The sequence below is a fragment of the Nocardioides sp. PD653-B2 genome, assembly GCF_002117935.1.
In the GTDB taxonomy this organism is placed as follows: Bacteria; Actinomycetota; Actinomycetes; order Propionibacteriales; family Nocardioidaceae; genus Nocardioides.
Genome location: NZ_BDJE01000011.1, coordinates 153,979 through 175,819, shown reverse-complemented (window position 1 = coordinate 175,819; position 21,841 = coordinate 153,979). Strand labels below are relative to the sequence as shown.

The 21,841-nt window shown below is 71.0% G+C and carries 21 protein-coding genes; 5 read left to right on the top strand and 16 right to left on the bottom strand.

Annotation, left to right across the window (positions count from 1 at the left end):
* Positions 1 to 44: 44 nt before the first annotated feature.
* The 13 genes from nuoL to PD653B2_RS05755 form a co-directional block, all read right to left on the bottom strand.
* On the bottom strand, positions 45 to 1,973 hold the full coding sequence (nuoL, locus tag PD653B2_RS05815) for an NADH-quinone oxidoreductase subunit L (protein ID WP_085871379.1): 1,929 nt from the start codon (positions 1,971 to 1,973) through the stop codon (positions 45 to 47).
* Positions 1,974 to 1,986: 13 nt separating this feature from the next.
* Positions 1,987 to 2,286: an NADH-quinone oxidoreductase subunit NuoK gene (gene nuoK, locus PD653B2_RS05810; RefSeq protein ID WP_085871378.1), complete on the bottom strand. Its 300-nt coding sequence runs from the start codon at positions 2,284 to 2,286 to the stop codon at positions 1,987 to 1,989.
* A complete protein-coding gene (locus PD653B2_RS05805; RefSeq protein WP_089503892.1) occupies positions 2,283 to 3,053 on the bottom strand; it encodes an NADH-quinone oxidoreductase subunit J in 771 nt (256 codons plus the stop codon). The genes nuoK and PD653B2_RS05805 overlap by 4 nt, the downstream gene beginning before the upstream one ends.
* Positions 3,050 to 3,640: an NADH-quinone oxidoreductase subunit NuoI gene (nuoI, locus tag PD653B2_RS05800; protein WP_085871377.1), complete on the bottom strand. Its 591-nt coding sequence runs from the start codon at positions 3,638 to 3,640 to the stop codon at positions 3,050 to 3,052. Before nuoI ends, PD653B2_RS05805 begins: the two co-directional genes overlap by 4 nt.
* A complete protein-coding gene (nuoH, locus tag PD653B2_RS05795; protein WP_085871455.1) occupies positions 3,640 to 4,953 on the bottom strand; it encodes an NADH-quinone oxidoreductase subunit NuoH in 1,314 nt (437 codons plus the stop codon). Before nuoH ends, nuoI begins: the two co-directional genes overlap by 1 nt.
* Before the next feature lie 17 nt (positions 4,954 to 4,970).
* Positions 4,971 to 7,385 (bottom strand): NADH-quinone oxidoreductase subunit G, encoded by a 2,415-nt coding sequence (locus PD653B2_RS05790; protein WP_085871376.1) that lies wholly within the window; start codon positions 7,383 to 7,385, stop codon positions 4,971 to 4,973.
* Complete coding sequence (gene nuoF / locus PD653B2_RS05785) at positions 7,382 to 8,689, bottom strand: NADH-quinone oxidoreductase subunit NuoF (RefSeq protein ID WP_085871375.1); 1,308 nt, start codon at positions 8,687 to 8,689, stop codon at positions 7,382 to 7,384. The genes PD653B2_RS05790 and nuoF overlap by 4 nt, the downstream gene beginning before the upstream one ends.
* A gap of 8 nt (positions 8,690 to 8,697) precedes the next feature.
* Positions 8,698 to 9,474, bottom strand: a complete 777-nt coding sequence (gene nuoE, locus PD653B2_RS05780) for an NADH-quinone oxidoreductase subunit NuoE (protein ID WP_085871374.1) — start codon at positions 9,472 to 9,474, stop codon at positions 8,698 to 8,700.
* Positions 9,471 to 10,811, bottom strand: coding sequence for an NADH-quinone oxidoreductase subunit D (locus PD653B2_RS05775; RefSeq protein WP_085871373.1), 1,341 nt, complete (start codon positions 10,809 to 10,811; stop codon positions 9,471 to 9,473). Before PD653B2_RS05775 ends, nuoE begins: the two co-directional genes overlap by 4 nt.
* Before the next feature lie 66 nt (positions 10,812 to 10,877).
* Positions 10,878 to 11,618, bottom strand: coding sequence for an NADH-quinone oxidoreductase subunit C (locus tag PD653B2_RS05770; RefSeq protein ID WP_085871372.1), 741 nt, complete (start codon positions 11,616 to 11,618; stop codon positions 10,878 to 10,880).
* A complete protein-coding gene (locus PD653B2_RS05765) occupies positions 11,615 to 12,169 on the bottom strand; it encodes a NuoB/complex I 20 kDa subunit family protein (RefSeq protein ID WP_085871371.1) in 555 nt (184 codons plus the stop codon). The genes PD653B2_RS05770 and PD653B2_RS05765 overlap by 4 nt, the downstream gene beginning before the upstream one ends.
* Positions 12,170 to 12,180: 11 nt before the next feature.
* Positions 12,181 to 12,540 (bottom strand): NADH-quinone oxidoreductase subunit A, encoded by a 360-nt coding sequence (locus tag PD653B2_RS05760; RefSeq protein WP_085871370.1) that lies wholly within the window; start codon positions 12,538 to 12,540, stop codon positions 12,181 to 12,183.
* A gap of 214 nt (positions 12,541 to 12,754) precedes the next feature.
* A complete protein-coding gene (locus PD653B2_RS05755) occupies positions 12,755 to 13,450 on the bottom strand; it encodes a demethylmenaquinone methyltransferase (protein ID WP_278247448.1) in 696 nt (231 codons plus the stop codon).
* A 143-nt stretch (positions 13,451 to 13,593) separates the two neighbouring features.
* On the opposite strand from PD653B2_RS05755, the gene PD653B2_RS05750 reads away from it, so the two are divergent.
* Positions 13,594 to 14,481, top strand: a complete 888-nt coding sequence (locus PD653B2_RS05750; RefSeq protein ID WP_085871453.1) for a L,D-transpeptidase family protein — start codon at positions 13,594 to 13,596, stop codon at positions 14,479 to 14,481.
* 6 nt (positions 14,482 to 14,487) lie between these two features.
* Here the strand turns inward: PD653B2_RS05750 and PD653B2_RS05745 are convergent, their stop codons facing one another.
* Positions 14,488 to 15,132: a hypothetical protein gene (locus PD653B2_RS05745; RefSeq protein ID WP_133058949.1), complete on the bottom strand. Its 645-nt coding sequence runs from the start codon at positions 15,130 to 15,132 to the stop codon at positions 14,488 to 14,490.
* A gap of 65 nt (positions 15,133 to 15,197) precedes the next feature.
* On the opposite strand from PD653B2_RS05745, the gene PD653B2_RS05740 reads away from it, so the two are divergent.
* Entirely contained in the window at positions 15,198 to 16,478 is a 1,281-nt protein-coding gene (locus PD653B2_RS05740) for an isochorismate synthase (RefSeq protein ID WP_242665151.1), read from the top strand.
* 44 nt (positions 16,479 to 16,522) lie between these two features.
* Here the strand turns inward: PD653B2_RS05740 and PD653B2_RS05735 are convergent, their stop codons facing one another.
* Positions 16,523 to 17,158: an MBL fold metallo-hydrolase gene (locus PD653B2_RS05735; RefSeq protein WP_085871367.1), complete on the bottom strand. Its 636-nt coding sequence runs from the start codon at positions 17,156 to 17,158 to the stop codon at positions 16,523 to 16,525.
* 91 nt (positions 17,159 to 17,249) lie between these two features.
* Here PD653B2_RS05735 and PD653B2_RS05730 point away from each other — a divergent pair, with 91 nt between their 5' ends.
* The 3 genes from PD653B2_RS05730 to PD653B2_RS05720 are packed head-to-tail and all read left to right on the top strand — an operon-like array spanning position 17,250 to position 19,761.
* On the top strand, positions 17,250 to 17,753 hold the full coding sequence (locus tag PD653B2_RS05730; RefSeq protein ID WP_165763340.1) for a GNAT family N-acetyltransferase: 504 nt from the start codon (positions 17,250 to 17,252) through the stop codon (positions 17,751 to 17,753).
* Positions 17,750 to 18,934: a cytochrome P450 gene (locus PD653B2_RS05725; protein ID WP_085871366.1), complete on the top strand. Its 1,185-nt coding sequence runs from the start codon at positions 17,750 to 17,752 to the stop codon at positions 18,932 to 18,934. Before PD653B2_RS05730 ends, PD653B2_RS05725 begins: the two co-directional genes overlap by 4 nt.
* A complete protein-coding gene (locus tag PD653B2_RS05720; RefSeq protein WP_085871365.1) occupies positions 18,931 to 19,761 on the top strand; it encodes an NAD(P)H-binding protein in 831 nt (276 codons plus the stop codon). Before PD653B2_RS05725 ends, PD653B2_RS05720 begins: the two co-directional genes overlap by 4 nt.
* Before the next feature lie 216 nt (positions 19,762 to 19,977).
* Here the strand turns inward: PD653B2_RS05720 and PD653B2_RS05715 are convergent, their stop codons facing one another.
* On the bottom strand, positions 19,978 to 21,834 hold the full coding sequence (locus PD653B2_RS05715) for a Na+/H+ antiporter (protein ID WP_085871364.1): 1,857 nt from the start codon (positions 21,832 to 21,834) through the stop codon (positions 19,978 to 19,980).
* Between the last annotated feature and the right edge of the window lie 7 nt (positions 21,835 to 21,841).

Below are 21,841 nucleotides of genomic sequence, written 5' to 3'. Positions count from 1 at the left end.
GTCCCCGTTCACAGCGGAGCGAAGCGAGCATTTGAATGGGGTGGTCATGCGAGATTCACCGCCAGGAGGGCCAGGACGACGATGAGCCCGCCCACGAGCAGGGACAGGGCGTAGGAACGGACGTAGCCGTTCTGCACGCGTCGGGCGACCATGGCGACCGCGCCGATGGCGACCGGGCCTCCGGTGAGCGTGCCGTCGACGGCGTACTTGTCGACCGCGAGGATGCCGGTGGTCAGCCGCCGGCTCGGGTTGACCACGAGCACGTCGTTGACCTGGTTGCCGTAGAGCTCCTCGCGGCCGGCGCGGGTCACGAACGACACGTCCTGCGGTGCCGTGCGCGGCACGTCCCGCTTGCCGATCAGGAACCACGCGGCTGCGACGCCGACGGCGACGACGACCACGGCGAGCAGCGTGACGCCGAGGGCCGGGATCGGCGGGTCCTCGTGCGGGACCGCACCGACGACCGGTGCCAGGAACTCCTGGATGAAGTCGTTGAGCAGGAAGAGCCCGCCCAGCAGCGACAGGGCGGCGAGCACCATCAGCGGGACCGTCATCACCGACGGCGACTCGTGCGGGTGCACACCCTTCTCCCAGCGCTTCTCGGTGAAGAACGTCATCAGCATCAGCCGGGTCATGTAGAAGCCGGTGATGCCGGCGCCGAGCAGCGCGCAGAGCCCGACGATCCAGTTGTCCGCCAGCGCGGTCTCGATGATCTTGTCCTTGGACCAGAAGCCGGAGAAGCCGGGGAAGCCGATGATCGCGAGGTAGCCCATCGTGAACGTCAGGAACGTCACCGGCATCAGCTTGCGCAGCCCGCCGTAGTGGCGCATGTCGACGTCGTCGTTCATGCCGTGCATGACCGAGCCGGCGCCGAGGAACATGTTGGCCTTGAAGAAGCCGTGCGTGAGCAGGTGGAAGATCGCGAACGCGTAGCCCGCCGGGCCGAGGCCCGCGGCCAGCATCATGTAGCCGATCTGGCTCATCGTGGAGCCGGCCAGCACCTTCTTGATGTCGTCCTTGGCGCATCCGATGATCGCGCCGTAGAGCAGCGTGATCACGGCGACCACGACCACGGCGGTCTGCGCGTGGGGCGCGAGGTCGAAGACGAAGTTGGACCGCACGATGAGGTAGACACCGGCGGTCACCATGGTCGCCGCGTGGATCAGGGCCGAGACCGGGGTCGGGCCCTCCATCGCGTCGAGCAGCCAGGCCTGGAGCGGGAACTGCGCCGACTTGCCGCAGGCACCGAGCAGGAGCAGGAGACCGAGGATCGTCATCGTCGTGTCGGTCGCGCCGCCGGCCGCGTGGCTGATGACCGTGAAGCTGGTCGACCCGAAGGTGATGAAGAAGAGCATGATCGCGAGCGACATGCCGATGTCGCCGACCCGGTTGATGACGAACGCCTTCTTGGCCGCGGCAGCCGCGGACGGCTTGTGCTGCCAGAAGCCGATGAGCAGGTACGACGCCAGGCCGACGCCCTCCCAGCCCAGGAACAGGCCGAGGTAGTTCTCCGCGAGCACCAGCGTCAGCATCGCGGCGACGAACAGGTTGAGGTAGCCGAAGAACCGGCGGCGGCGCGGGTCGTGCGCCATGTAGCCGATCGAGTAGACGTGGATCAGCGAGCCGACGCCGGTGATCAGCAGCAGGAAGAGCGACGACAGCGGGTCGTAGAGCAGGTCCGCGCCGACGTCGAGGTGGCCGACCTGGATCCAGTCGTAGAGGTGCTGGCTGACCTGGCGGTCGCCGTCCTCGCGACCGAGCAGGCTGATGAACAGCACCAGGCTGATCACGAACGAGCCGATCGGCAGCAGGGTGGCGAGGTAGTGGCCCCACTTGTCGGTGTACCTGCCACCGATCAGCAGGATCGCCGCGCCGGCGAGCGGCAGCGCGATCACCAGCCACAGCAGGGAGAAGACACCGTCGGCGGCGGTCGGGTCGACCACCGGGATGGCGCCTTCGCTGAGTGCGTACATAGACCCGTTCACCTCAGTACTTGAGCAGGCTGGCGTCGTCGACCGAGGCCGAGCGACGGGTCCGGAAGATGGTCATGATGATCGCGAGCCCGACGACGACCTCGGCCGCGGCCACCACCATCACGAAGAAGGCGGCGATCTGGCCGTCGAGGTCGCCGTGCTGGCGGGCGAAGGCGACCAGCGCGAGGTTCGAGGCGTTGAGCATCAGCTCCACGCACATGAACACCACGATGGCGTTGCGGCGGGTCAGCACGCCGACGCAGCCGATCGTGAAGAGGATCGCCGAGAGGACGATGTACGGCGTGACGCTCACAGCGACTCCTCCTCGCGGTGGCCCTCGAGGGAGCGCTGGACCGCCTCGATGTGGTCGGCCTGCTCCGGGGCCGACCGGATCACGCCGCGGGCGGCGAGCACCCGGGAGACCGAGTCGGGAGCGGGCGAGCCGTCGGGCAGCAGTGCCGGCGTGTCGACCGCGTTGTGGCGGGCGTAGACACCGGGGGCCGGCAGCGGGCCGAGGTGGGTGCCCTTCTCGGCGTAGTCGCGGACCCGCTGGGCGGCGAGCTCCGGCTGGCGCGGCTTGGGCGTCAGCCGCTCGCGGTGGGCGAGCACCATCGCGCCCACGGCGGCCGTGATGAGCAGCGCGCTCGTGGTCTCGAAGGCGAAGACGTAGCGGGAGAAGAGGATGTTGGCGAGGGCCTGGATGTTGCCGCCCGCGTTGGCGTCGTCGAGGCCGACCGCCGTGCCCATCGAGATCTGGCCGAGGCCGATCACCAGGACCAGGCCGAGGGCCAGGCCGCCGACGATCGCGAGCAGCCGCTGACCACGGATCGTCTCGACGACCGAGTCGGACGCGTCGACGCCGACGAGCATCAGCACGAAGAGGAAGAGCATCAGGATCGCGCCGGTGTAGACGATGATCTGCACCGCGAAGAGGAACGGCGCATCCAGTGCGGCGTACAGCACCGCGAGGCTGATCATCACCACGGCCAGCAGCAGGGCGGCGTGCACGGCCTTGCGGACGAAGAGGATGCCGAGGGCGGCGATCGTCATGATCGGCGCGAGGATCCAGAAGACGGTCACTTCCCGCTCTCCTTCGCGACAGGAGCCGGCGCGGAGTACTCGCCGCGGTAGTAGGCGCCCTCGTCGTCGCCCAGCCGCATCGGGTGCGGCGGCTGCTCCATGCCGGGCAGCAGCGGGGCGAGCAGGTCGGACTTCTCGTAGATGAGGTCGGCGCGGTTGTTGTCGGCCAGCTCGTACTCGTTGGTCATCGTCAGCGCGCGGGTCGGGCAGGCCTCGATGCACAGGCCGCAGAGGATGCAGCGCAGGTAGTTGATCTGGTAGACGCGGCCGTAGCGCTCACCGGGGCTGAAGCGGCCCTCGCCGTTGGCGCTGTCGTCGTTGGACGCGCCCTCGACGTAGATCGCGTCCGCCGGACAGGCCCAGGCACACAGCTCGCAGCCGATGCACTTCTCGAGCCCGTCGGGCCAGCGGTTGAGCTGGTGCCGGCCGTGGAAGCGGGGCGCGGTCGGCAGCTTCTCGAAGGGGTACTGCTCGGTGACGACCTTCTTGAACATGGTGCGGAAGGTGACGCCGAACCCGGCGACGGGGTCCCAGAACTGCTCCCGCAGGCTCTTGGGCTCCCCTGGCGACTGGGGTGAGTCAGCCATCAGATCTCCTCCCCCGCGCTGCGCGTGGCAGGGCTGGGCTCCGTGACGGACGTACGGGTCTCGAACGTGAGCGGCCGGGCGGCGCCGCGGACCGGTCCGCCGGCCGGCATCGGCGGCACCGGGAAGCCACCCACCGGGGCGGCCTCCGGTGCGGTCTCCTCCACCTGGTCGGAGGAGTCGCCGATGAAGAAGAGCACGAGGAAGAACGCGGCCAGGACGCCGATGCCGATGAGGAAGTACTTGCGATCCACCCCGCCGTCGAGCGAGACGGCCCGGATCGTCGCGACCGCGACGATCCAGATCAGCGCGATCGGGATCAGCCGCTTCCAGCCGAACGCCATGAACTGGTCGTAGCGCAGCCGCGGCAGCGAGCCACGCAGCCAGATGAAGATGAAGACGAAGAACAGCACCTTGCCGAAGAACCAGATGACCGGGACGTAGCCCTCGTTGGCGCCGGCCCACACGCGGTCGATCCAGAACGGCGCGTGCCAGCCCCCGAGGAAGAGCGTCGTCGCCAGCGCGGAGACGGTCGCCATGTTGATGTACTCGGCGAGGAAGAACAGCGCGAACTTCAGCGAGCTGTACTCGGTGTGGAAGCCGCCGACCAGCTCGCCCTCGGCCTCGGGGAGGTCGAAGGGCGCCCGGTTGGTCTCGCCGATCATCGCGATCACGTAGATCACGAACGACGGCAGCAGGATCAGGCCGAACCACAGGTCGTCCTGGGCGGCCACGATCTGCGAGGTCGACATCGAGCCGGCGTACAGGAAGACCGCGACGAGCGCGAGGCCCATCGCGACCTCGTAGGAGATCATCTGGGCGCTCGAGCGCAGGCCGCCGAGCAGGGAGTACGTCGAGCCGCTCGACCAGCCGCCGAGCACGATGCCGTAGATGCCGACCGACGCGACCGCCATGACGAACAGGACCGCGACGGGCATGTCGGTCAGCTGGAGCGCGGTGTAGGTGTCGGTGAACGGGATCTTCACGTGCGTGGGGCCGAACGGGATCACGCTGAACGTCACGAACGCCGGCACGGTCGCGATGACCGGCGCCAGGAGGAAGACCCACTTGTCGGCGGCCTTCGGGATGATGTCCTCCTTCAGCGCCAGCTTCACGCCGTCGGCGAGCGACTGGAGGAGACCGAAGGGGCCGTGCACGTTGGGGCCGATCCGGTGCTGCATCCGCGCCACGACCCGGCGCTCCCACCAGATGTTGAAGAGCGTGAGCAGGACCAGGATCAGGAAGATCAGCAGGGTCTTGATCGTGATGACCCACCACGCGTCGTGGCCGAAGGCGGAGAGGTCGTCGGCCTCCATCGGCAGGATGCCGGCGTTCACGCCTCGGCTCCCTTCACGGTGACGCGGCTGCCCGGCGAGGCCAGGTCGGCGAGCACGCCGTTGCCGAAGGAGTTGGCCGGGACCCAGACGACGTCGTCGTCGAGGTCGGCCGGCTCGGCGGCGATCGTGACCGAGCCGCGGTCGCCGGTGAGCGTGACCGTCGCGCCCAGGGCGTCGTAGACCGCGCGGCTGAGGCGGGCGACCGGCGCGCGGCCGGTGGCCAGGTAGGCCTTGTCGCCGACCTGGAGCGAGCCGTTGTCGACCAGCTGCTTCCACGTCGCGAGCGCGAACGTCCCCTCGGTGCTGGAGGAAGGAGGACGTCCTGTCTCGACACCCTCGAGGGAGGCACGCGCCCCGTCCCAGGGCCCGATGTCGCTCATCTCGCGCTGCGCCTCGGCGACCGTGCGGAACCCGAGCGGTCTCCCCTGCCCGAGCTGGGCGAGCTCCTCGGCGATGCCGGCCAGGATGCGCAGGTCGGGCAGCGAGCTGGGACTGGAGAGGATCGCCTCGAACGTGCGCGGGCGGCCCTCCCAGGTGACGAACATGCCGGCCTTGTCGATGACCGGGGCGACCGGGAACACCACGTCGGCGGCGCGGGTCACCTCGGTCTCGCGCAGCTCGAGGGCGACCACGAACGACGCCGCCTCGATGGCGGCGCGGGTCGCGGCCGGGTCGGAGGTGTCGTCCGGGTCGACGCCACCGATGACCAGGCCGCCCAGCTCGCCGGACACCAGAGCAGCGACGATCGCGTCGGCGTCACGGCCGGCGGTCTCGGGCAGGTTGTCGACGCCCCACGCGGTGGCGGCGTCGACACGGGCGGCCGCGTCGACGACCGGCCGGCCGCCGGGCAGCAGGTTGGGCAGGCAGCCGGTCTCGATGGCGCCCCGGTCACCCGCGCGACGCGGCACCCAGGCGAGCCGGGCCCCGGTCCTGCGCGCCAGGCCCGCGGCGGCGCTGAGCGCGCCGGGAACGGTGGCCAGGCGCTCGCCGACCAGGATCACCGCGGTGCTGTCGAGACCGAACTCGGCGTGCTCGACGAGGCCCTCGATCGCGGCGGCCTCGGCGCCGGGCGCCGTCCGCACCAGGTGGCCGGACATCTTCGCCAGGCCGCGGGAGGTGTACGGCGCGATCGACACCACGCGAGTCCCTCCCCCAGGTCGGGCAGACTTCGAGGCCTTGCGGAGCCGCAGGAAGATCATGCCGGCCTCGTCCTCGGGCTCGAGTCCGGCCAGGACGACGGTCTTCGCGGTCTCGAGGTCGGCGTACGTGACCGGGTTGGTGAGCACGACCTCGGCCGCGAGGAAGGACGTCTCCTCGGCCGAGAGCGGGCGGGCCCGGAAGTCGATGTCGTTGGTGCCGAGCGCGACCCGGGCGAACTTGCTGTAGGCGTAGGCGTCCTCGGCGGTGACCCGGCCGCCGGTGAGCACGGCCGAGGCGCCCGCGGCGCGAAGGCCGCGGGCGGCGACGGCGAAGGCCTCGGGCCAGGACGCCGGACGCAGGGTGCCGTCCTCGTCACGCACCTGCGGGTAGGTCAGCCGCTCGGGCTGCGTGGCGTAGTGGAACGCGAAGCGGTCCTTGTCGGTGATCCACTCCTCGTTGACCTCGGGGTCGTTGGCCGCGAGGCGGCGCACGACCTTGCCGCGGCGGTGGTCGACCCGGATCGCGGAGCCGCAGGCGTCGTGCTCGGCCACGGACGGGCTCGACACGAGGTCGAAGGGGCGCGCGCGGAAGCGGTAGTCGGCGCTGGTGAGCGCACCGACCGGGCAGATCTGGATGGTGTTGCCGGAGAAGTACGACTCGAACGGCTCGTTCTCGTAGATGCCGACCTGCTGGAGCGCGCCGCGCTCGATCAGGGCGATGAACGGGTCGCCGGCGACCTGCTCGGAGAAGCGGGTGCAGCGGGCGCAGAGAACGCAGCGCTCGCGGTCGAGGAGCACCTGGGCGGAGATGTTGATCGGCTTCGGGTAGGTGCGCTTCACGCCCTCGAAGCGGGTCTCGCCGCGGCCGTTGGACATGGCCTGGTTCTGCAGGGGGCACTCGCCGCCCTTGTCGCAGACCGGGCAGTCGAGCGGGTGGTTGATCAGCAGGAACTCCATGATCCCCTGCTGGGCCTTGTCGGCGACGGGGCTGGTGGCCTGGGTGTTGACGACCATGCCCTCGGCGACCGGGAGCGTGCACGAGGCCTGCGGCTTCGGGAAGCCGCGGCCGTTGCCGGCGTCGGGGATGTCGACCAGGCACTGGCGGCAGGCGCCGACCGGCTCGAGGAGCGGGTGGTCGCAGAACCGTGGGATCTGCACGCCGACCTGCTCGGCCGCCCGGATCACCAGGGTGTCCTTGGGGACGCTGATCTGGATGCCGTCGATGGTGACGGTGACCAGGTCGACGCCGGTCTTCTCAGGTGTCGTCGTCATGCTGTCGCTCCAGCGGGTGCGAAGACGGTCGAGGCGGCGTGGTCGAACGGGCAGCCGCCGTGGGTGAGGTGGGCGACGTACTCGTCACGGAAGTACTTGATGGAGCTGGAGATCGGGCTGACCGCGCCGTCGGCCAGCGCGCAGAACGACCGGCCCATGATGTTGTCGCACTGGTCGAGCAGCAGGTCGAGGTCGGACTCGGCGCCCTCACCCTTCTCCAGCCCGGCCAGCACCTGCACCAGCCACCAGGTGCCCTCGCGGCACGGGGTGCACTTGCCGCAGGACTCGTGCTTGTAGAACTCGGTCCAGCGCAGCACGGCGCGCACCACGCAGGTGGTGTCGTCGAAGATCTGCAGCGCGCGGGTGCCGAGCATGGAGCCGGCCGCGCCGACGCCCTCGAAGTCGAGGGGCACGTCGAGGTGCTCGGCCGTCAGGATCGGGGTGCTGGAGCCGCCGGGCGTCCAGAACTTCAGCTCGTGGCCCTCGCGGATGCCGCCGGCGAGGTCGATCAGGGTGCGCAGCGTGATGCCGAGCGGCGCTTCGTACTGACCCGGCCTCTGCACGTGGCCGGAGAGCGAGAAGATGCCGTAGCCCTTGGACTTCTCGGTGCCCATCGACGCGAACCACGCGTGACCGTGCTCGATGATGCTCGGCACCGAGGCGATGGACTCGACGTTGTTGATGACCGTCGGGCTCGAGTAGAGACCGGCGACGGCCGGGAAGGGCGGGCGCAGCCGCGGCTGGCCGCGCCGGCCCTCGAGACCCTCGAGCAGCGCGGTCTCCTCGCCGCAGATGTAGGCACCGGCGCCCGCGTGCACGACGACGTCGAGGTCGAAGCCCGAGCCGTGGATGTCCTTGCCGAGGTGGCCGGCGAGGTAGGCCTCCTGGACGGCGCGCTGCACGCGCCGTACGACGTGGAGGACCTCGCCGCGGATGTAGATGAAGGCGGTGTTGGCGCGGATCGCGTAGGAGCTGATGATGACGCCCTCGACCAGCGTGTGGGGACTGGCCATCATCAGCGGGATGTCCTTGCAGGTGCCTGGCTCCGACTCGTCGGCGTTGACGACGAGGTACTTGGGCTTGGGGTTGTCCTGCGGGATGAAGCCCCACTTCATGCCGGTGGGGAAGCCGGCGCCGCCACGGCCGCGCAGGCCGGACTCCTTGACCTCCTCGATCACCGCCGCGGGGTCCATGCCGAACGCCTTGTCGAGGGCCTGGTAGCCGCCGCGGGCCTCGTACGCCGCGAGCGTCCACGCGCGGTCGTCGGCCCAGTTGTCGGTCAGGACGGGGGTCAGGGTGCCCATGTCGGCTGTCACTTGCCCTCCTCCTGCTGGGTCTCGGTCTCGGCGCGGGAGGTGTCGGCCTGCTCGACCGCCTCCTGCTTGGTCTGCGGAACGCCGGCAGCGCCTTCGGCGGTCGAGTCGTCCGAGCCGCCAGGCGAGGACGTATCGAGACCCGGGGCGGTCCAGCCGCGCTCACGGGCGATGCCGAGGCCGACCAGCGACGCCGGTCCGGCGGCCGGGCCCTCGTCGGCCAGGTCGTCGGGGAACCCGGCGAGCACCCGCTCGGCCTCGCGCCAGGTGACGACCCGGGGCCCGCGGGTGGAGCGGACCTCGGTGCCGGCCCGCAGGTCCTCGACGACCCGGACCGCGGAGTCGGGGTCCATGTTGTCCATGAACTCCCAGTTGACCATCATCACCGGGGCGTAGTCGCAGGCCGCGTTGCACTCGACGTGCTCGAGGGTGATCTTGCCGTCGTCGGTGGTCTCGTCGTTGCCGACCCCGAGGTGGTACTTGAGGCGCTCGAAGATCAGGTCGCCGCCCATCACCGCGCAGAGCGTGTTGGTGCAGACGCCGACGTGGTAGTCGCCGACCGGGCGGCGCTTGTACATCGTGTAGAACGTCGCCACGCCGCTGACGTCGGCGGCGGAGATGCCGAGGATCTCGGCGCACGCCTCGATGCCCTCGGGGGTCACCCGGCCCTCGGACGACTGCACGAGGTGGAGCATCGGCAGCAGGCCGGACCGGGCCTCGGGGTAGCGGGCGGCGATCTCCTGGAGCTCGCCGTACGTCGTTTCGCTCAAGCTCATCGGTCGACGCCTCCCATCACGGGGTCGATGGACGCGATCGCGACGATGACGTCGGCGACCATGCCGCCCTCGCTCATCACGCTCGTGGCCTGGAGGTTCGTGAACGACGGGTCGCGGAAGTGCGCGCGGAACGGGCGGGTGCCGCCGTCGGAGACGACGTGGGCGCCGAGCTCGCCGCGGGGCGACTCGACCGGCACGTAGACCTGGCCCGGCGGGACCTTGAAGCCCTCGGTCACCAGCTTGAAGTGGTGGATCAGGGCCTCCATCGACTCGCCCATGATGTGGCGGATGTGGTCGAGGCTGTTGCCCATGCCGTCGCTGCCGATCGCGAGCTGACTGGGCCAGGCGACCTTCTTGTCGGCGACCATGACCGGGTCGCCGTCCATCTTCGCGAGGCGGTCGGCCGCCTGCTCGATGATCTTCAGCGACTCCCACATCTCCGCGAGGCGGACCCGGAAGCGACCGTAGGAGTCGCAGGTGTCCCAGGTCTGGACCTCGAAGTCGTAGGTCTCGTAGCCGGAGTACGGCTGGGTCTTGCGGAGGTCCCACGGGTAGCCGGTGCTGCGCAGCACCGGTCCGGTGAGGCCGAGCGCGAGGCAGCCGGCGAGGTCGAGGTGACCGACGTCGACGAGGCGGGCCTTGAAGATCGGGTTGGCGTTGCAGAGCGCGGCGTACTCGGGAAGGCGCTTCTTCATCAGGGCGATGAAGCCGCGGATCTCGTCGAGCGCGCCGGGCGGCAGGTCCTGGGCGACACCGCCGGGGCGGATGAACGCGTGGTTCATGCGCAGGCCGGTGATCAGCTCGAAGAGGTCCAGCACCAGCTCGCGCTCGCGGAAGCCGATCGTCATCACGGTCAACGCGCCGATCTCCATGCCGCCGGTGGCGATGCAGACCAGGTGGGAGGAGATGCGGTTCAGCTCCATGAGCAGGACCCGCATCACCGTCGCCTTCTCGGGGATCTGGTCCTCGATGTCGAGGAGCTTCTCGACGCCGAGCACGTAGGTCATCTCGTTGAAGAACGGGGAGAGGTAGTCCATCCGGGTGCAGAAGGTGACGCCCTGCACCCAGGAGCGGTACTCCATGTTCTTCTCGATGCCGGTGTGGAGGTAGCCGATGCCGCAGCGGGCCTCGGTCACCGTCTCGCCCTCGAGCTCGAGGATCAGCCGGAGCACACCGTGGGTCGAGGGGTGCTGCGGGCCCATGTTGACGACGACGCGCTCGTCGGCCTCCTCGGCGAGGCCCTCGACGATGGAGTCCCAGTCCTGGCCGGTGACGGTGAAGACCCGGCCCTCGGTGGTCTCGCTGGCGCCTGCGTAGAGATCGTGATCAGTTGACATGGCACAGCCCTCCGAGATGCCGGGGTCGCCGCGGCGTTGTTGGCGGGAGGAGCGAGGCGGGGAACGTCATGAATACGTCCTCCGCTCGTCCGGGGGCGGGATCTTCGCGCCCTTGTACTCCACGGGAATGCCCCCGAGTGGGTAGTCCTTGCGCTGGGGGTGGCCCGGCCAGTCGTCGGGCATCAGGATCCGGGTCAGGCCGGGGTGGCCGTCGAAGATGATCCCGAACATGTCGTAGGTCTCGCGCTCGTGCCAGTCGTTCGTCGGGTAGGTGTCCACGATCGACGGGATGTGCGGGTCGGCGTCGGGGCAGGTGACCTCGAGGCGGATCCGCCGGTTGTAGGTCATCGAGAGCAGGTGGTAGACCGCGTGCAGCTCACGGCCCGCGTCGGCCGGGTAGTGCACGCCGCTCACCCCGGAGCACAGCTCGAAGCGCAGGTTGTCGCCGTCGCGCAGCACCTTCGCGATGACCGGGAGGTCCTCGCGCCGGACGTGGAACGTGATCTCGCCGCGGTGGATGACGACGCGCGGCTCGGCGACGTCGGCCTCGCCCGCCTTCAGGCCCGCGACGAGCGCGTCGGCGACCTCGTCGTACCAACCGCCGTAGGGCCGCTGGGCCTCGCCGGGGTAGACGATCGCCTGCGTCAGGCCGCCGTACCCGCTGGTGTCACCGGAGCCGCGTACGCCGAACATGCCGTGCCGCTCGCCGACCTGGTGGACCTGGCCGGGAGGCGCAGGGACGTTCTCCGGGGACTGCTCGACCGCGGGCTGCTCGGGGGCCTTGCCCTGGTCGATGTCGTCCGTCACCGGAGCCGGCCCTTCATCTCGGAGGTCGGCAGCGCCCGCAGCGCAGCGGTCTCGAGCTCCTCGATCTCGGCGAGGCGGTTGGCGCCGAGCTTGGCGTGCTGCACCTGGTCGTGGAGCTTGAGGATCGCGTCGATGAGCATCTCGGGCCGCGGCGGGCAGCCGGGGAGGTACATGTCGACGGGCACGACGTGGTCGACGCCCTGGACGATCGCGTAGTTGTTGAACATGCCGCCGCTGCTCGCGCAGACACCCATCGCCAGCACCCACTTGGGCTCGGGCATCTGGTCGTAGATCTGGCGGAGGACCGGGGCCATCTTCTGGCTGACCCGGCCGGCGACGATCATCAGGTCGGCCTGGCGCGGGCTGGCCCGGAAGACCTCCATGCCGAAGCGGGCGAGGTCGTACTTCGGGCCGCCGCTGGTCATCATCTCGATGGCGCAGCAGGCCAGGCCGAAGGTCGCCGGCCAGAACGACGCCTTGCGCATGTAGCCGGCGACGCCCTCGACGGTGGTGAGGAGTACGCCGCTGGGGAGCTTCTCTTCGAGACCCACTGGTTATCCCCTCAATCCCACTCGAGCCCGCCGCGGCGCCATACGTAGGCGTAGGCGACGAACACGGTGGCGATGAACACGACCATCTCGACCAGGCCGAAGAGCTTCAGGGCGTCGAACTGCACGGCCCAGGGGTAGAGAAAGATGATCTCGATGTCGAAGACGATGAAGAGCATGGCGGTGATGTAGTACTTCACCGGGAAGCGGCCGCCGCCGACCGGCTGCGGGGTGGGCTCGATGCCGCACTCGTAGGAGTCCAGCTTGGCCCGGTTGTAGCGCTTCGGGCCGATCTGGCTGCTCATCACCACGGACCCGGCCGCGAACAACGTCGCCAGGAGGGCCAGCGCCAGCACCGGCGTGTAGAGCTCCATGCCTCGCCTCTCGTTCTGTGCCGCTGCGCCCTGCCGGGCCTCAGAGAAGGACCGGGTTTGTGACTTTGTGAATCTAATCACTAAGTGGCGCGGAACACAGTTAACCACTCCCGCAGGGCCTCCGCACGCAGGGGTGTCAAATCCTGCTACCGACCTCGAAACGCAGGCTGACCTGCGGATTTAGATGACGAGAACGTGGCGTAATTGCGGTGGGCTACTTCGTGGCGCGGTGGAGGGCGACGATGCCGCCGGAGAGGTCCTGCCACTCGGCGCGCTGCCAGCCGGCGTCGGCGACCATCGCAGCCAGGCCCTGCTGGTCGGGCCAGGCCCGGATCGACTCGGCGAGGTAGACGTAGGCGTCGGGGGCCGACGAGACCGCACGGGCGATCGGCGGGAGCGCCTTCATGAGGTACTCGAGGTAGACCGTGCGGAACGGCGCCCAGGTCGGGTGGCTGAACTCGCACACGACGAGGCGGCCACCGGGCCGGGTCACCCGGAGCAGCTCGCGTAGCCCGGCCACCGGGTCGACGATGTTGCGCAGGCCGAAGGAGATCGTGACGGCGTCGAAGGTGTCGTCGGCGAAGGGCAGCTGCGTGCCGTCGCCGGCGGTGAAGGGCAGGTGCGGCCGGGCCTGCTTGCCGACCCTGAGCATGCCCAGCGAGAAGTCGCACGGCACGACCGTGGCGCCCCGGTCGGCGAACGGCTGGCTCGACGTACCGGTGCCGGCCGCGAGGTCGAGCACCAGCTCGCCGGGACGAGGGTCGACCGCGGCGATGACCGAGTGCCGCCAGCGCCGGTCCTGGCCCATCGAGAGGACGTCGTTGGTGACGTCATAGCGCTGGGCGACGGCGTCGAACATGCGCCGTACGTCGGTCGGCTGCTTGTCGAGCTCTGCGCGGGGCACGGGCAGAGAATACGGGCCGCGGAGCGGCCTGCCCGCACCGGTCACAGCTTCATCACGGTCGGCGAACTCGCCGTCGCAGATGCAACCGATCCGCACCCGTGGGCGTCACCCTCGTGTCCGGCTCACTTTTCTTCCCCGAGGGAGAGCTCATGCTCCTCATGCGCCGCCTGCTGCTCGCCACCGCCGTCGCGGGTCTGCTCTGCGCCACCGCGTTCGTCGCCGGGTACGCGCTCCACGACGGGCCGTCTCGCCGGCCCACCGCGTCCGGCACCGGCGCCGTCCCGACCGACGAGCCGTCGACGCCCGCCGTGCCGCGCGAGACGCCGTCGGCGACCCCGAGGCCCGCGGCCAGCCCGACGCCGACGCCGACGCCGACGCCGACCGAGGAACCGACGCTCGAGCCCGGCCCCCGGCTGCTCGGGCCCGGCGACGACGGCGACCAGGTCCGCGACCTCCAGGCGCGGCTGAAGCAGATCTTCTGGTTCGACGCCGACGTCACGGGCACGTACGGCGACGTCACCGAGGCCGCCGTGCGCGGCTTCCAGGCCAAGCGCGGGATCCCGGTGACCGGCGAGGTCGACCAGCGCACCCAGGACCGGCTCTACGCCATGACCGCGACGCCGACCGACGCGGAGCTCCACAACCGCGGCAACACCCCGGGCGCCCTCGACGCGCGCTGCCGCACCGGCCGGGTGCTGTGCATCGACAAGACCAGCTCGACGCTGCGGTTCGTCGTCGACGGCGTCGTGAAGCAGACGCTGGACGCCCGGTTCGGCGCCTCCACCACCCCGACCCGGGAGGGCGTCCACCAGGTGTACCTCAAGGACGCCGACCACGTGTCGCACCTGTACGGGTCGTCGATGCCGTACTCGATGTTCTTCGACCGCGGCCAGGCCGTGCACTACTCGTCGGACTTCGCGGCCGTCGGGTACGCCGGGGCGTCACACGGCTGCGTGAACATCCGCGACTACGACGGCGTCGCCCACCTCTACGACCAGGTGCGGGTCGGCGACACGGTGGTCGTCTACTGGTCCTAGACGGGGTTACTGCTTCTGCAGCAGTCCCAGGACATGGTCGGCGATGTCGACCATGTCCTCGGGCTGGAGGTTCTGGGCACCGACCTGCACCGTCAGCTCACCCTCGCTGACCTGGCACTGGGCGTACGTCGGGGGCGCCGACTCGTCCACGGCCGCGCCGGCCTGCGGGGCCGCCCGGGTCACGATGCAGGCGGCGTCACCGACCGACACGAGCTCGGGCACCGCCTGTCCCTGCGCGGTCGCCGGGTCGGGGAGGCTGTCCGGCGCGAAGGCCCCGCCGGCCGCGCGGAACGCCTGGACGAACAGGGCGTGCAGGTCCTCGCTGGCGTAGGTCCGGGTCACGGCCGTGCCCAGCACGTCGGACAGCACCTGGTCGCCGTGCTCCCGCGCGGCCTGCTGGGTCTCCGAGATCTCCGCGGCCCGGTCGGCGTAGTCACCCGTGAACGCCTCGGGGAGGTCGGCGGCCGTGTAGCCACCCGGCAGGGTGTCGGGCAGCGTCAGCGGTCCGGTCGACGCCGCGGGCTCGCCCTCGCCGCCGTCGGCGGCCTTCGGCAGCGCGATCGCGAAGGCCGCGATCAGCCCGAGGACGACCACGCCGAGCACGATGCCCACCCAGGTCGACGTCCGGTTGTCCGATGTGCGAGTGCTCACGGCGCACGACGCTACCCCGCCCGCCGAAGCGGGCCGCCCGAGGGTCCGTGGGTAGTCTCGACTCCGTGACGAGCAGCGCGACCCCCGACGTACCGACGTCGGCGACCGTGGACGCGCTCGTCGTCCGCACCGTCCGCCTGGAGCTCGACGAGGCCGACAGCCTCCTCGCCCTGGTGCCCGCAGACCGTCCCGTCACCTGGCTGCGCCGCGGCGACGGCCTGGTCGGCTGGGGTGTGGCCGCCGAGGTGCGCACCCACGGCGTGACCCGCTTCGCCGACGCCGGCAAGTGGTGGAGCGAGACCACGGCCCGCGCGGACGTGCGCGACGACGTCAACGAGCCCGGCACCGGCCTGGTCTCCTTCGGGTCCTTCGCGTTCGCCGACGAGCCGGGCGACTCCGTGCTGGTCGTCCCTCAGGTGATCGTCGGCCGCCGCGGAGACGTCGCCTGGCTGACCACCGTCGGCGAGGGCACGACCACGCCCACCCCCGACCTGCGGCTCGTGGACGAACCGCCCGCCCCGAGCGCGGTGAGCTTCGCCGACGGCGCCCTCAACGGCGAGCAGTGGATGTCCGTGGTCGCCGACGCCGTCGCCCGGATCAGCCACGGCGACCTGGAGAAGGTCGTGCTCGCGCGCGACCTCATCGCGACCGCCTCCGAGCCGATCGACGTGCGCTGGCCGCTGCGCCGGCTGGCCGAGACCTACCCGATGTGCTGGACGTTCCACGTCGACGGCATGTTCGGCGCCACCCCCGAGATGCTGGTGCGGCGCGAGCGGGGCCTGGTCACCTCGCGGGTGCTGGCCGGCACCATCCGGCGCACCGGCGACGACGAGCGCGACCTCGCGCTGGCCGCCACCCTGGCCCGGTCGTCGAAGGACCTCGAGGAGCACGAGTACGCCGTCCGCTCGGTCGCCGACGCCCTCGAGCCGCACTGCTCGTCGATGAACGTGCCCGAGGCGCCGTTCGTCCTGCACCTCCCCAACGTCATGCACCTCGCCACCGACGTCGCCGGCGTCGTCCACGATGCCGCGACCGTGTCGTCGCTCCAGCTCGCCGAGGCGCTGCACCCCTCGGCGGCGGTCGGCGGCACGCCGACCCCGGTCGCGACCGACCTGATCGCCGAGATCGAGGGCATGGACCGCGACCGCTACGCCGGTCCGGTCGGCTGGATCGACGCCTCCGGCGACGGCGAGTGGGGCATCGCACTGCGCTCCGCGCGCGTCGACGGCGCCACGGTCCGCCTCTTCGCCGGCTGCGGCATCGTCGCCGACTCGGACCCCGAGGCCGAGCTGGCCGAGGCGCAGGCGAAGTTCGTGCCCGTGCGCGACGCGCTCACCGCCGACTGAGCGCAGCGCCAGCAGCACGACGCGCGGTGCGGCGTCTCCAGCGGCTAGAGGTCCTCGCCGTCCGCGCGGCGGACGTACTCGAGCCCCTCCTGCGGGAGGAACGAGTTCATCTGCATCTCGAGGATGCCGTGCGCGGCCTCGGTGTAGATCCGGTCGTGGATGGCCAGGTTGCGCGGCGCCTTCACCGCCCGGGCGAACTCGATCGCCTCCGACGCCTTCAGCCAGGGCGCCGACGACGGCACGAGGAGCACGTCGACGGCCTCGCCGGGCTCGGTCAGCGAGTCACCCGGGTGGTAGACCTTCGCGTCGCCGGCCGTCACGACGTACCCGCTGTTGAAGAGCCGCGGGAACTCGGGATGGATCACGGCGTGCAGCTCGCCGACCGCGCGCACCGGCAGGCCGACGTCGAAGGTGTCGCCCGGCGCGACGACGCTCACCCGCTCGGCGACATCGGGTGCGTCCGCGCGGATCTGGTCAGCGACAGCGGCGATCGTGAAGACCGGCGCGTCGGTGGCACGCAGGTGGTCGACGACCAGGTGGTCCGGGTGCTCGTGGGTGATCAGGACGGCGGTGGCGCCGTCGACGGCCTCCGGGTCGGTGAACATGCCGGGGTCGAACACGATCGACGTGGCGCCGTGCTCGACCCGGACGCAGGCGTGGCCGAACTTGGTGATCCTCATGGACGCCACGGTAATCGCGTGGTGGCGCCGCGCCCACCGGTCTCGGGTCGGCTGTGGTGATCGCGGTGCGGGCGATCCCTACGATGCTCTCGTGACCGCCGACCTGCTGCCCGAGGGCGTGACCCTGCGTCGTGCCCGGCCCGAGGACGCCGAGGCGCTCGCGCACCTGCACCTCGACGTCTGGGACGACGCCTACACCGGCCTGATGCCGCAGTCGATCCTCGACGACCGCCGCGACAAGGTCGCCGAGCGCGTGGAGCGCTGGCGGGAGATCCTCTCCTCCCACGACCGCACCCTGCTCGCCGTCGGTCCGAACGGCCTGGCCGGCTTCGCCTCCGCCGGGCCCGGCCGCGACAACGACGTCGACACCGACCTCGAGCTGCAGGCCCTCTACGTGCGCAAGGCGCTGTGGGGCACCGGGATCGGCTACGTCCTGTTCGAGACCGCGATCGGTGACCGGGCGGCGTACCTCTGGGTCCTCGCCGGCAACGACCGGGCGATCCGGTTCTACGAGCGCCAGGGCTTCCGGCTCGACGGCACCGAGGACGAGCACGACGAAGGACTGCACGTCCGGATGGTGCGGGCCGGCACGTGACGCGCTTCGACCTCTCCGACCCGACGTTCGACGTCACCTCGCCGGTCGTCCACGCGGCACGCGACGACGACTGGTACGTCGAGACCAACTGGGGCTGGGCGGTGCTGCGCTACGCCGAGGTGAGCGCGCTGCTCCGCGACCGGCGGTTCCGTCAGGGCAACGCCCGCTGGCCGTCGCAGAACGGCATCCACTCCGGGCTCTTCTCCGACTGGTGGCAGGAGACGCTGCTCAGCCTCGAGGGCGACGACCACGCCCGGATCCGGCGGCTGCTGATGCCGGCCTTCCGCAACAAGACGATCGCGGGGATGCGGCCACGCTTCCAGACGCTCGCGAACGAGCTGATCGACGGCTTCGCCGACCGCGGCGAGGTGGAGTTCATCAGCGAGTTCGCCGAGCCCTACGCCGCGCGCATCATCTGCGTGCTGCTCGGCCTGCCCGAGGACAACTGGCCCCAGGTCGCGCACTGGGCCGACGACCTCGGGGCGTCGTTCTCGATCGACGTCGGCAACCAGGTGCCGCGGATCGAGGCCGCGCTCGACGGGCTCTTCGGGTACGTCGACGAGGTCGTCGCCGACCGCACCGCGCACCCGCGCGACGACCTGGTCACCACGCTGGTGCAGGCGACCGAGGACGGCGACCGCCTGTCGCGGCACGAGCTCGGCGTCGCGCTGGTCTTCCTCGCGTTCGCCGGCATGGAGACCACCCGCAACCAGCTCGGCCTGGCCCTGCAGACGCTGCTGAGGCACCCCGACCAGTGGGAGCTCCTGGGCCGGCGACCGGACCTGGGTGAGAACGCCGTGGAGGAGGTGATGCGGGTCAACCCGACCGTCACGTGGGTGACCCGCGAGGCGCTCGAGGACGTGGACTTCCAGGGCCTGCACATCCCGCAGGGCGGCATCGTCCAGGCGCTCTCGCACAGCGCCGGCACCGACCCGTCAGCGATGCCGGACCCGTCGTTCGACATCACCCAGCAGCGGCCACCGCACCTCGGGTTCGGCGCCGGCGTGCACCACTGCCTCGGGCACTTCGTCGCCCGCACCGACATGGCGGTCGCGCTGCCGCTGCTCGCCCGGCGGATGCCGGACGCCGTGCCCGACGGGCCCGGCGAGTGGCTGCCCGTCTCGGGCAACACCGGGGCCCTGCGGTTCCCGATCCGCTTCACGACAGGAGTCCGCGCATGACCATCGCCGTCACCGGGTCGACCGGAGCCGTCGGCGGGCTGGTCGCCCGCGCCCTGGCCGACGACTTCCGCACCGATCTGCGCCTCCTGGTGCGCGACCCGTCCCGGGCTCCCGACTACGACACGGACGTGCGCACGTGCGACTACGCCGACGAGTCGGCCGCCGTCGCGGCGCTCGTGGGCGTCGAGACGCTCTTCATGGTCTCGGCCGCCGAGGCCGTCGACCGACGCGACCAGCACCGCACGTTCATCCGCGCCGCAGCCGCCGCGGGCGTCGGGCACATCGTCTACACCTCGTTCGCCGGGGCCGCGGCCGATGCGACCTTCACCCTCGGGCGCGACCACTTCGACGCCGAGGCCGCGATCCGCGAGAGCGGCATGGCGTGGACGTTCCTGCGCGACAACTTCTACGCCGACCTGCTGCCCTACTTCGCCGACGCGGCCGGGGTCATCCGCGGTCCCGCCGGCGAGGGCCGGGTCGCCGCCGTCGCCCGCGCGGACGTGGCCGACGTCGCGGTCGCGGTGCTCCGCTCCCCCGCCGAGCACGTGGGCTCGACGTACGTCCTGACCGGGCCGGAGGCGCTGACGCTGACGGAGATCGCGGCCCGCGCCGGCGCGGTGCTCGGGCGGGAGCTGCGCTTCGAGGACGAGACCGTCGAGGAGGCCTACGCGTCGCGGCGGGCGGCGTACGACGCGGAGCAGTGGCAGCTCGACGCGTGGGTCAGCACCTACACCGCGATCGCCGACGGGTCCGTCGCCGAGGTCACCGAGGACGTCCACCGGGTCGCCGGCCACCCGGCCCGCACCCTCGAGCAAGCTCTCCGCTGAGCCGTCGCTTCTGCACGCCCAGAGCACGTCGACCCGTCGCTTCGGCACAGCGCACCGCAGCGACTCGCGTGCACAAGCGACGGGTCAGCGTCTCCGCAGCGTGCGGAAGCGACGGGTCAGCGACTCCGCAGCGTGCGGAAGCGACGGGTCAGCGTCCCCGCAGCGTGCGGAAGCGACGGGTCAGCGTCCCCGCAGCGTGCGGAAGCGACGGGTCGATCAGGCCGTGAGGTGGTGGACGTAGCACCAGCGCCAGTCCTCGTCGGGCTCGGCCGACTGCATGACCGGGTGCGTGGTCTCGTGGAAGTGCGCGGTGGCGTGCTGCTTGGGTGACGAGTCGCAGCAGGCGATGTTGCCGCACGCGAGGCAGCGTCGCAGCGCGACCCACTGGGTGCCGTCGTCGAGGCAGGCCTGGCAGTACGTGCCCGGGGGCTCGTCGACGACGGGGTGCTTCTCGAGGTCGGGGCAGACGCTGCCGGTGGTCCAGCGACGGCTGGCATAGGCGACGGACTCGTCGCGCTCCTGCTCGGCGTTGTCGAGCATCGACTCCTCGACGTCCAGCGTCGCGAGCACGTCGGCGATGACCTCCGAGTCGACGGTGCCCGACTTGCGGATCTCGAGGATGCGGCGCCGCTCGGCGTCGAGCATCTGGGAGCGGATCCGGTAGTAGAGCGCGGCCGGCGACTCCTTGTCGGGGGTGGTGGCGAGGCGTTCCCAGGCCGCGAAGTTGCGCTGGTCGAGCCGCTGGCGGACCAGCTCCACGACGCCGGCGTGGTCCTCGTACTCCATCTGCCCGAGCTCGTCGAGCGCCGCCTTGGACGCCTGCTGCAGGAGCGTCGCGCGCGCGAGCGCGTCGTCGAGCGGATCGGGCGCGGGCACCTTCAGCCAGCGCGCGATCACCGGCAGGGACAGGCCCTGGATCAGCAGGGTGCCGGCCACCACGGTGAAGGCCGCCGCGAACAGCACCTCGCGGTGCGGCGTGTCGTCGGGGATCACGAACGCGGCGGCCAGCGTGACGACGCCGCGCATCCCGGCCCAGCCGACGAGGAACGTCTCGGCCGCCAGCGGGCGACGGCCGGTGCCGGGGTCGGGGCCCGGCCGGACCAGCATCCACCGGGAGATGTAGACCCAGATCAGGCGCAGGACGATGCACGCCAGGAGCGTCGACGCGCAGACCGCGGCGATCCGGCCGCCGGACAGGTCGCTGTCGGCGAGGTCCTGGAGCAGCCACTGGGCCTGGAGGCCGATGAGGGCGAAGACCGTGTTCTCGAGCAAGAAGGCGATCGTGCGCCAGTTGGTGTTCTCGGCGATACGCGACTGGGCCGTCTGGAGGATCGGAGCCTGGTGGCCGAGCAGCAGCCCGGCGACCACGACGGCGACGACGCCCGATGCGTGGATCCTCTCGGCGGCGATGTAGCAGGCGAACGGGATGACGAAGGACAGGCCGACGTCGAGCACCGGATCGGTGATGCGCTTGCGCAGCCGGCCGATCACGACGAACCCGACGACGCCGACGAGCACGCCGCCGCCGGCGGCGACGACGAAGTCGACGCCGACGATCCACGAGATGCCGGTCGCGGCCAGCGCCGTGCGCAGCGCGACCAGCGCGGTGGCGTCGTTGAAGAGCGACTCGCCCTGGAGGATCGTGACGACGCGGCGCGGCAGCCCGATGTTGCGGCCGATCGCGGTCGCCGCGACCGCGTCCGGCGGAGCGACGACGGCGCCGAGCGCGAACGCGATCGGCCAGGAGGCCCCGGGCACCAGCGCGTGGATGACCACGCCGACCCCGATGGTGGTGAAGAGGACCGCGCCGATCGACAGGGCCAGGATCGCCCGCCGGTGGGCGTTGAAGTCGATCAGCGAGGACGAGATCGAGGCCGAGTAGAGCAGCGGCGGCAACAGGCCGATCAGCACCACCTCGGGCTCGAGGTGGACCTGGGGGACGAACGGCAGGAACGACGCGGCGACGCCGGCGACCACCAGCAGGAGGGGCGCGGGGACCCGGATCCTGCGCGCGACCACGACCCCCGCGAGCACGCCGACGGCGAGCGCGACGAGGAAGAGGGCGACAGGCACGTGCCCA

What these genes read in the sequence shown, in the direction of transcription:
- nuoL (WP_085871379.1), bottom strand. Translation starts at nt 1,973, where the DNA reads ATGTACGCACTCAGCGAAGGCGCCATCCCGGTGGTCGACCCGACCGCC.
- nuoI (WP_085871377.1), bottom strand. Translation starts at nt 3,640, where the DNA reads ATGGCTGACTCACCCCAGTCGCCAGGGGAGCCCAAGAGCCTGCGGGAG.
- nuoH (WP_085871455.1), bottom strand. Translation starts at nt 4,953, where the DNA reads ATGGAGGCCGACGACCTCTCCGCCTTCGGCCACGACGCGTGGTGGGTC.
- PD653B2_RS05790 (WP_085871376.1), bottom strand. Translation starts at nt 7,385, where the DNA reads ATGACGACGACACCTGAGAAGACCGGCGTCGACCTGGTCACCGTCACC.
- nuoF (WP_085871375.1), bottom strand. Translation starts at nt 8,689, where the DNA reads ATGGGCACCCTGACCCCCGTCCTGACCGACAACTGGGCCGACGACCGC.
- nuoE (WP_085871374.1), bottom strand. Translation starts at nt 9,474, where the DNA reads ATGAGCTTGAGCGAAACGACGTACGGCGAGCTCCAGGAGATCGCCGCC.
- PD653B2_RS05775 (WP_085871373.1), bottom strand. Translation starts at nt 10,811, where the DNA reads ATGTCAACTGATCACGATCTCTACGCAGGCGCCAGCGAGACCACCGAG.
- PD653B2_RS05760 (WP_085871370.1), bottom strand. Translation starts at nt 12,540, where the DNA reads ATGGAGCTCTACACGCCGGTGCTGGCGCTGGCCCTCCTGGCGACGTTG.
- PD653B2_RS05750 (WP_085871453.1), top strand. Translation starts at nt 13,594, where the DNA reads ATGCTCCTCATGCGCCGCCTGCTGCTCGCCACCGCCGTCGCGGGTCTG.
- PD653B2_RS05735 (WP_085871367.1), bottom strand. Translation starts at nt 17,158, where the DNA reads ATGAGGATCACCAAGTTCGGCCACGCCTGCGTCCGGGTCGAGCACGGC.
- PD653B2_RS05720 (WP_085871365.1), top strand. Translation starts at nt 18,931, where the DNA reads ATGACCATCGCCGTCACCGGGTCGACCGGAGCCGTCGGCGGGCTGGTC.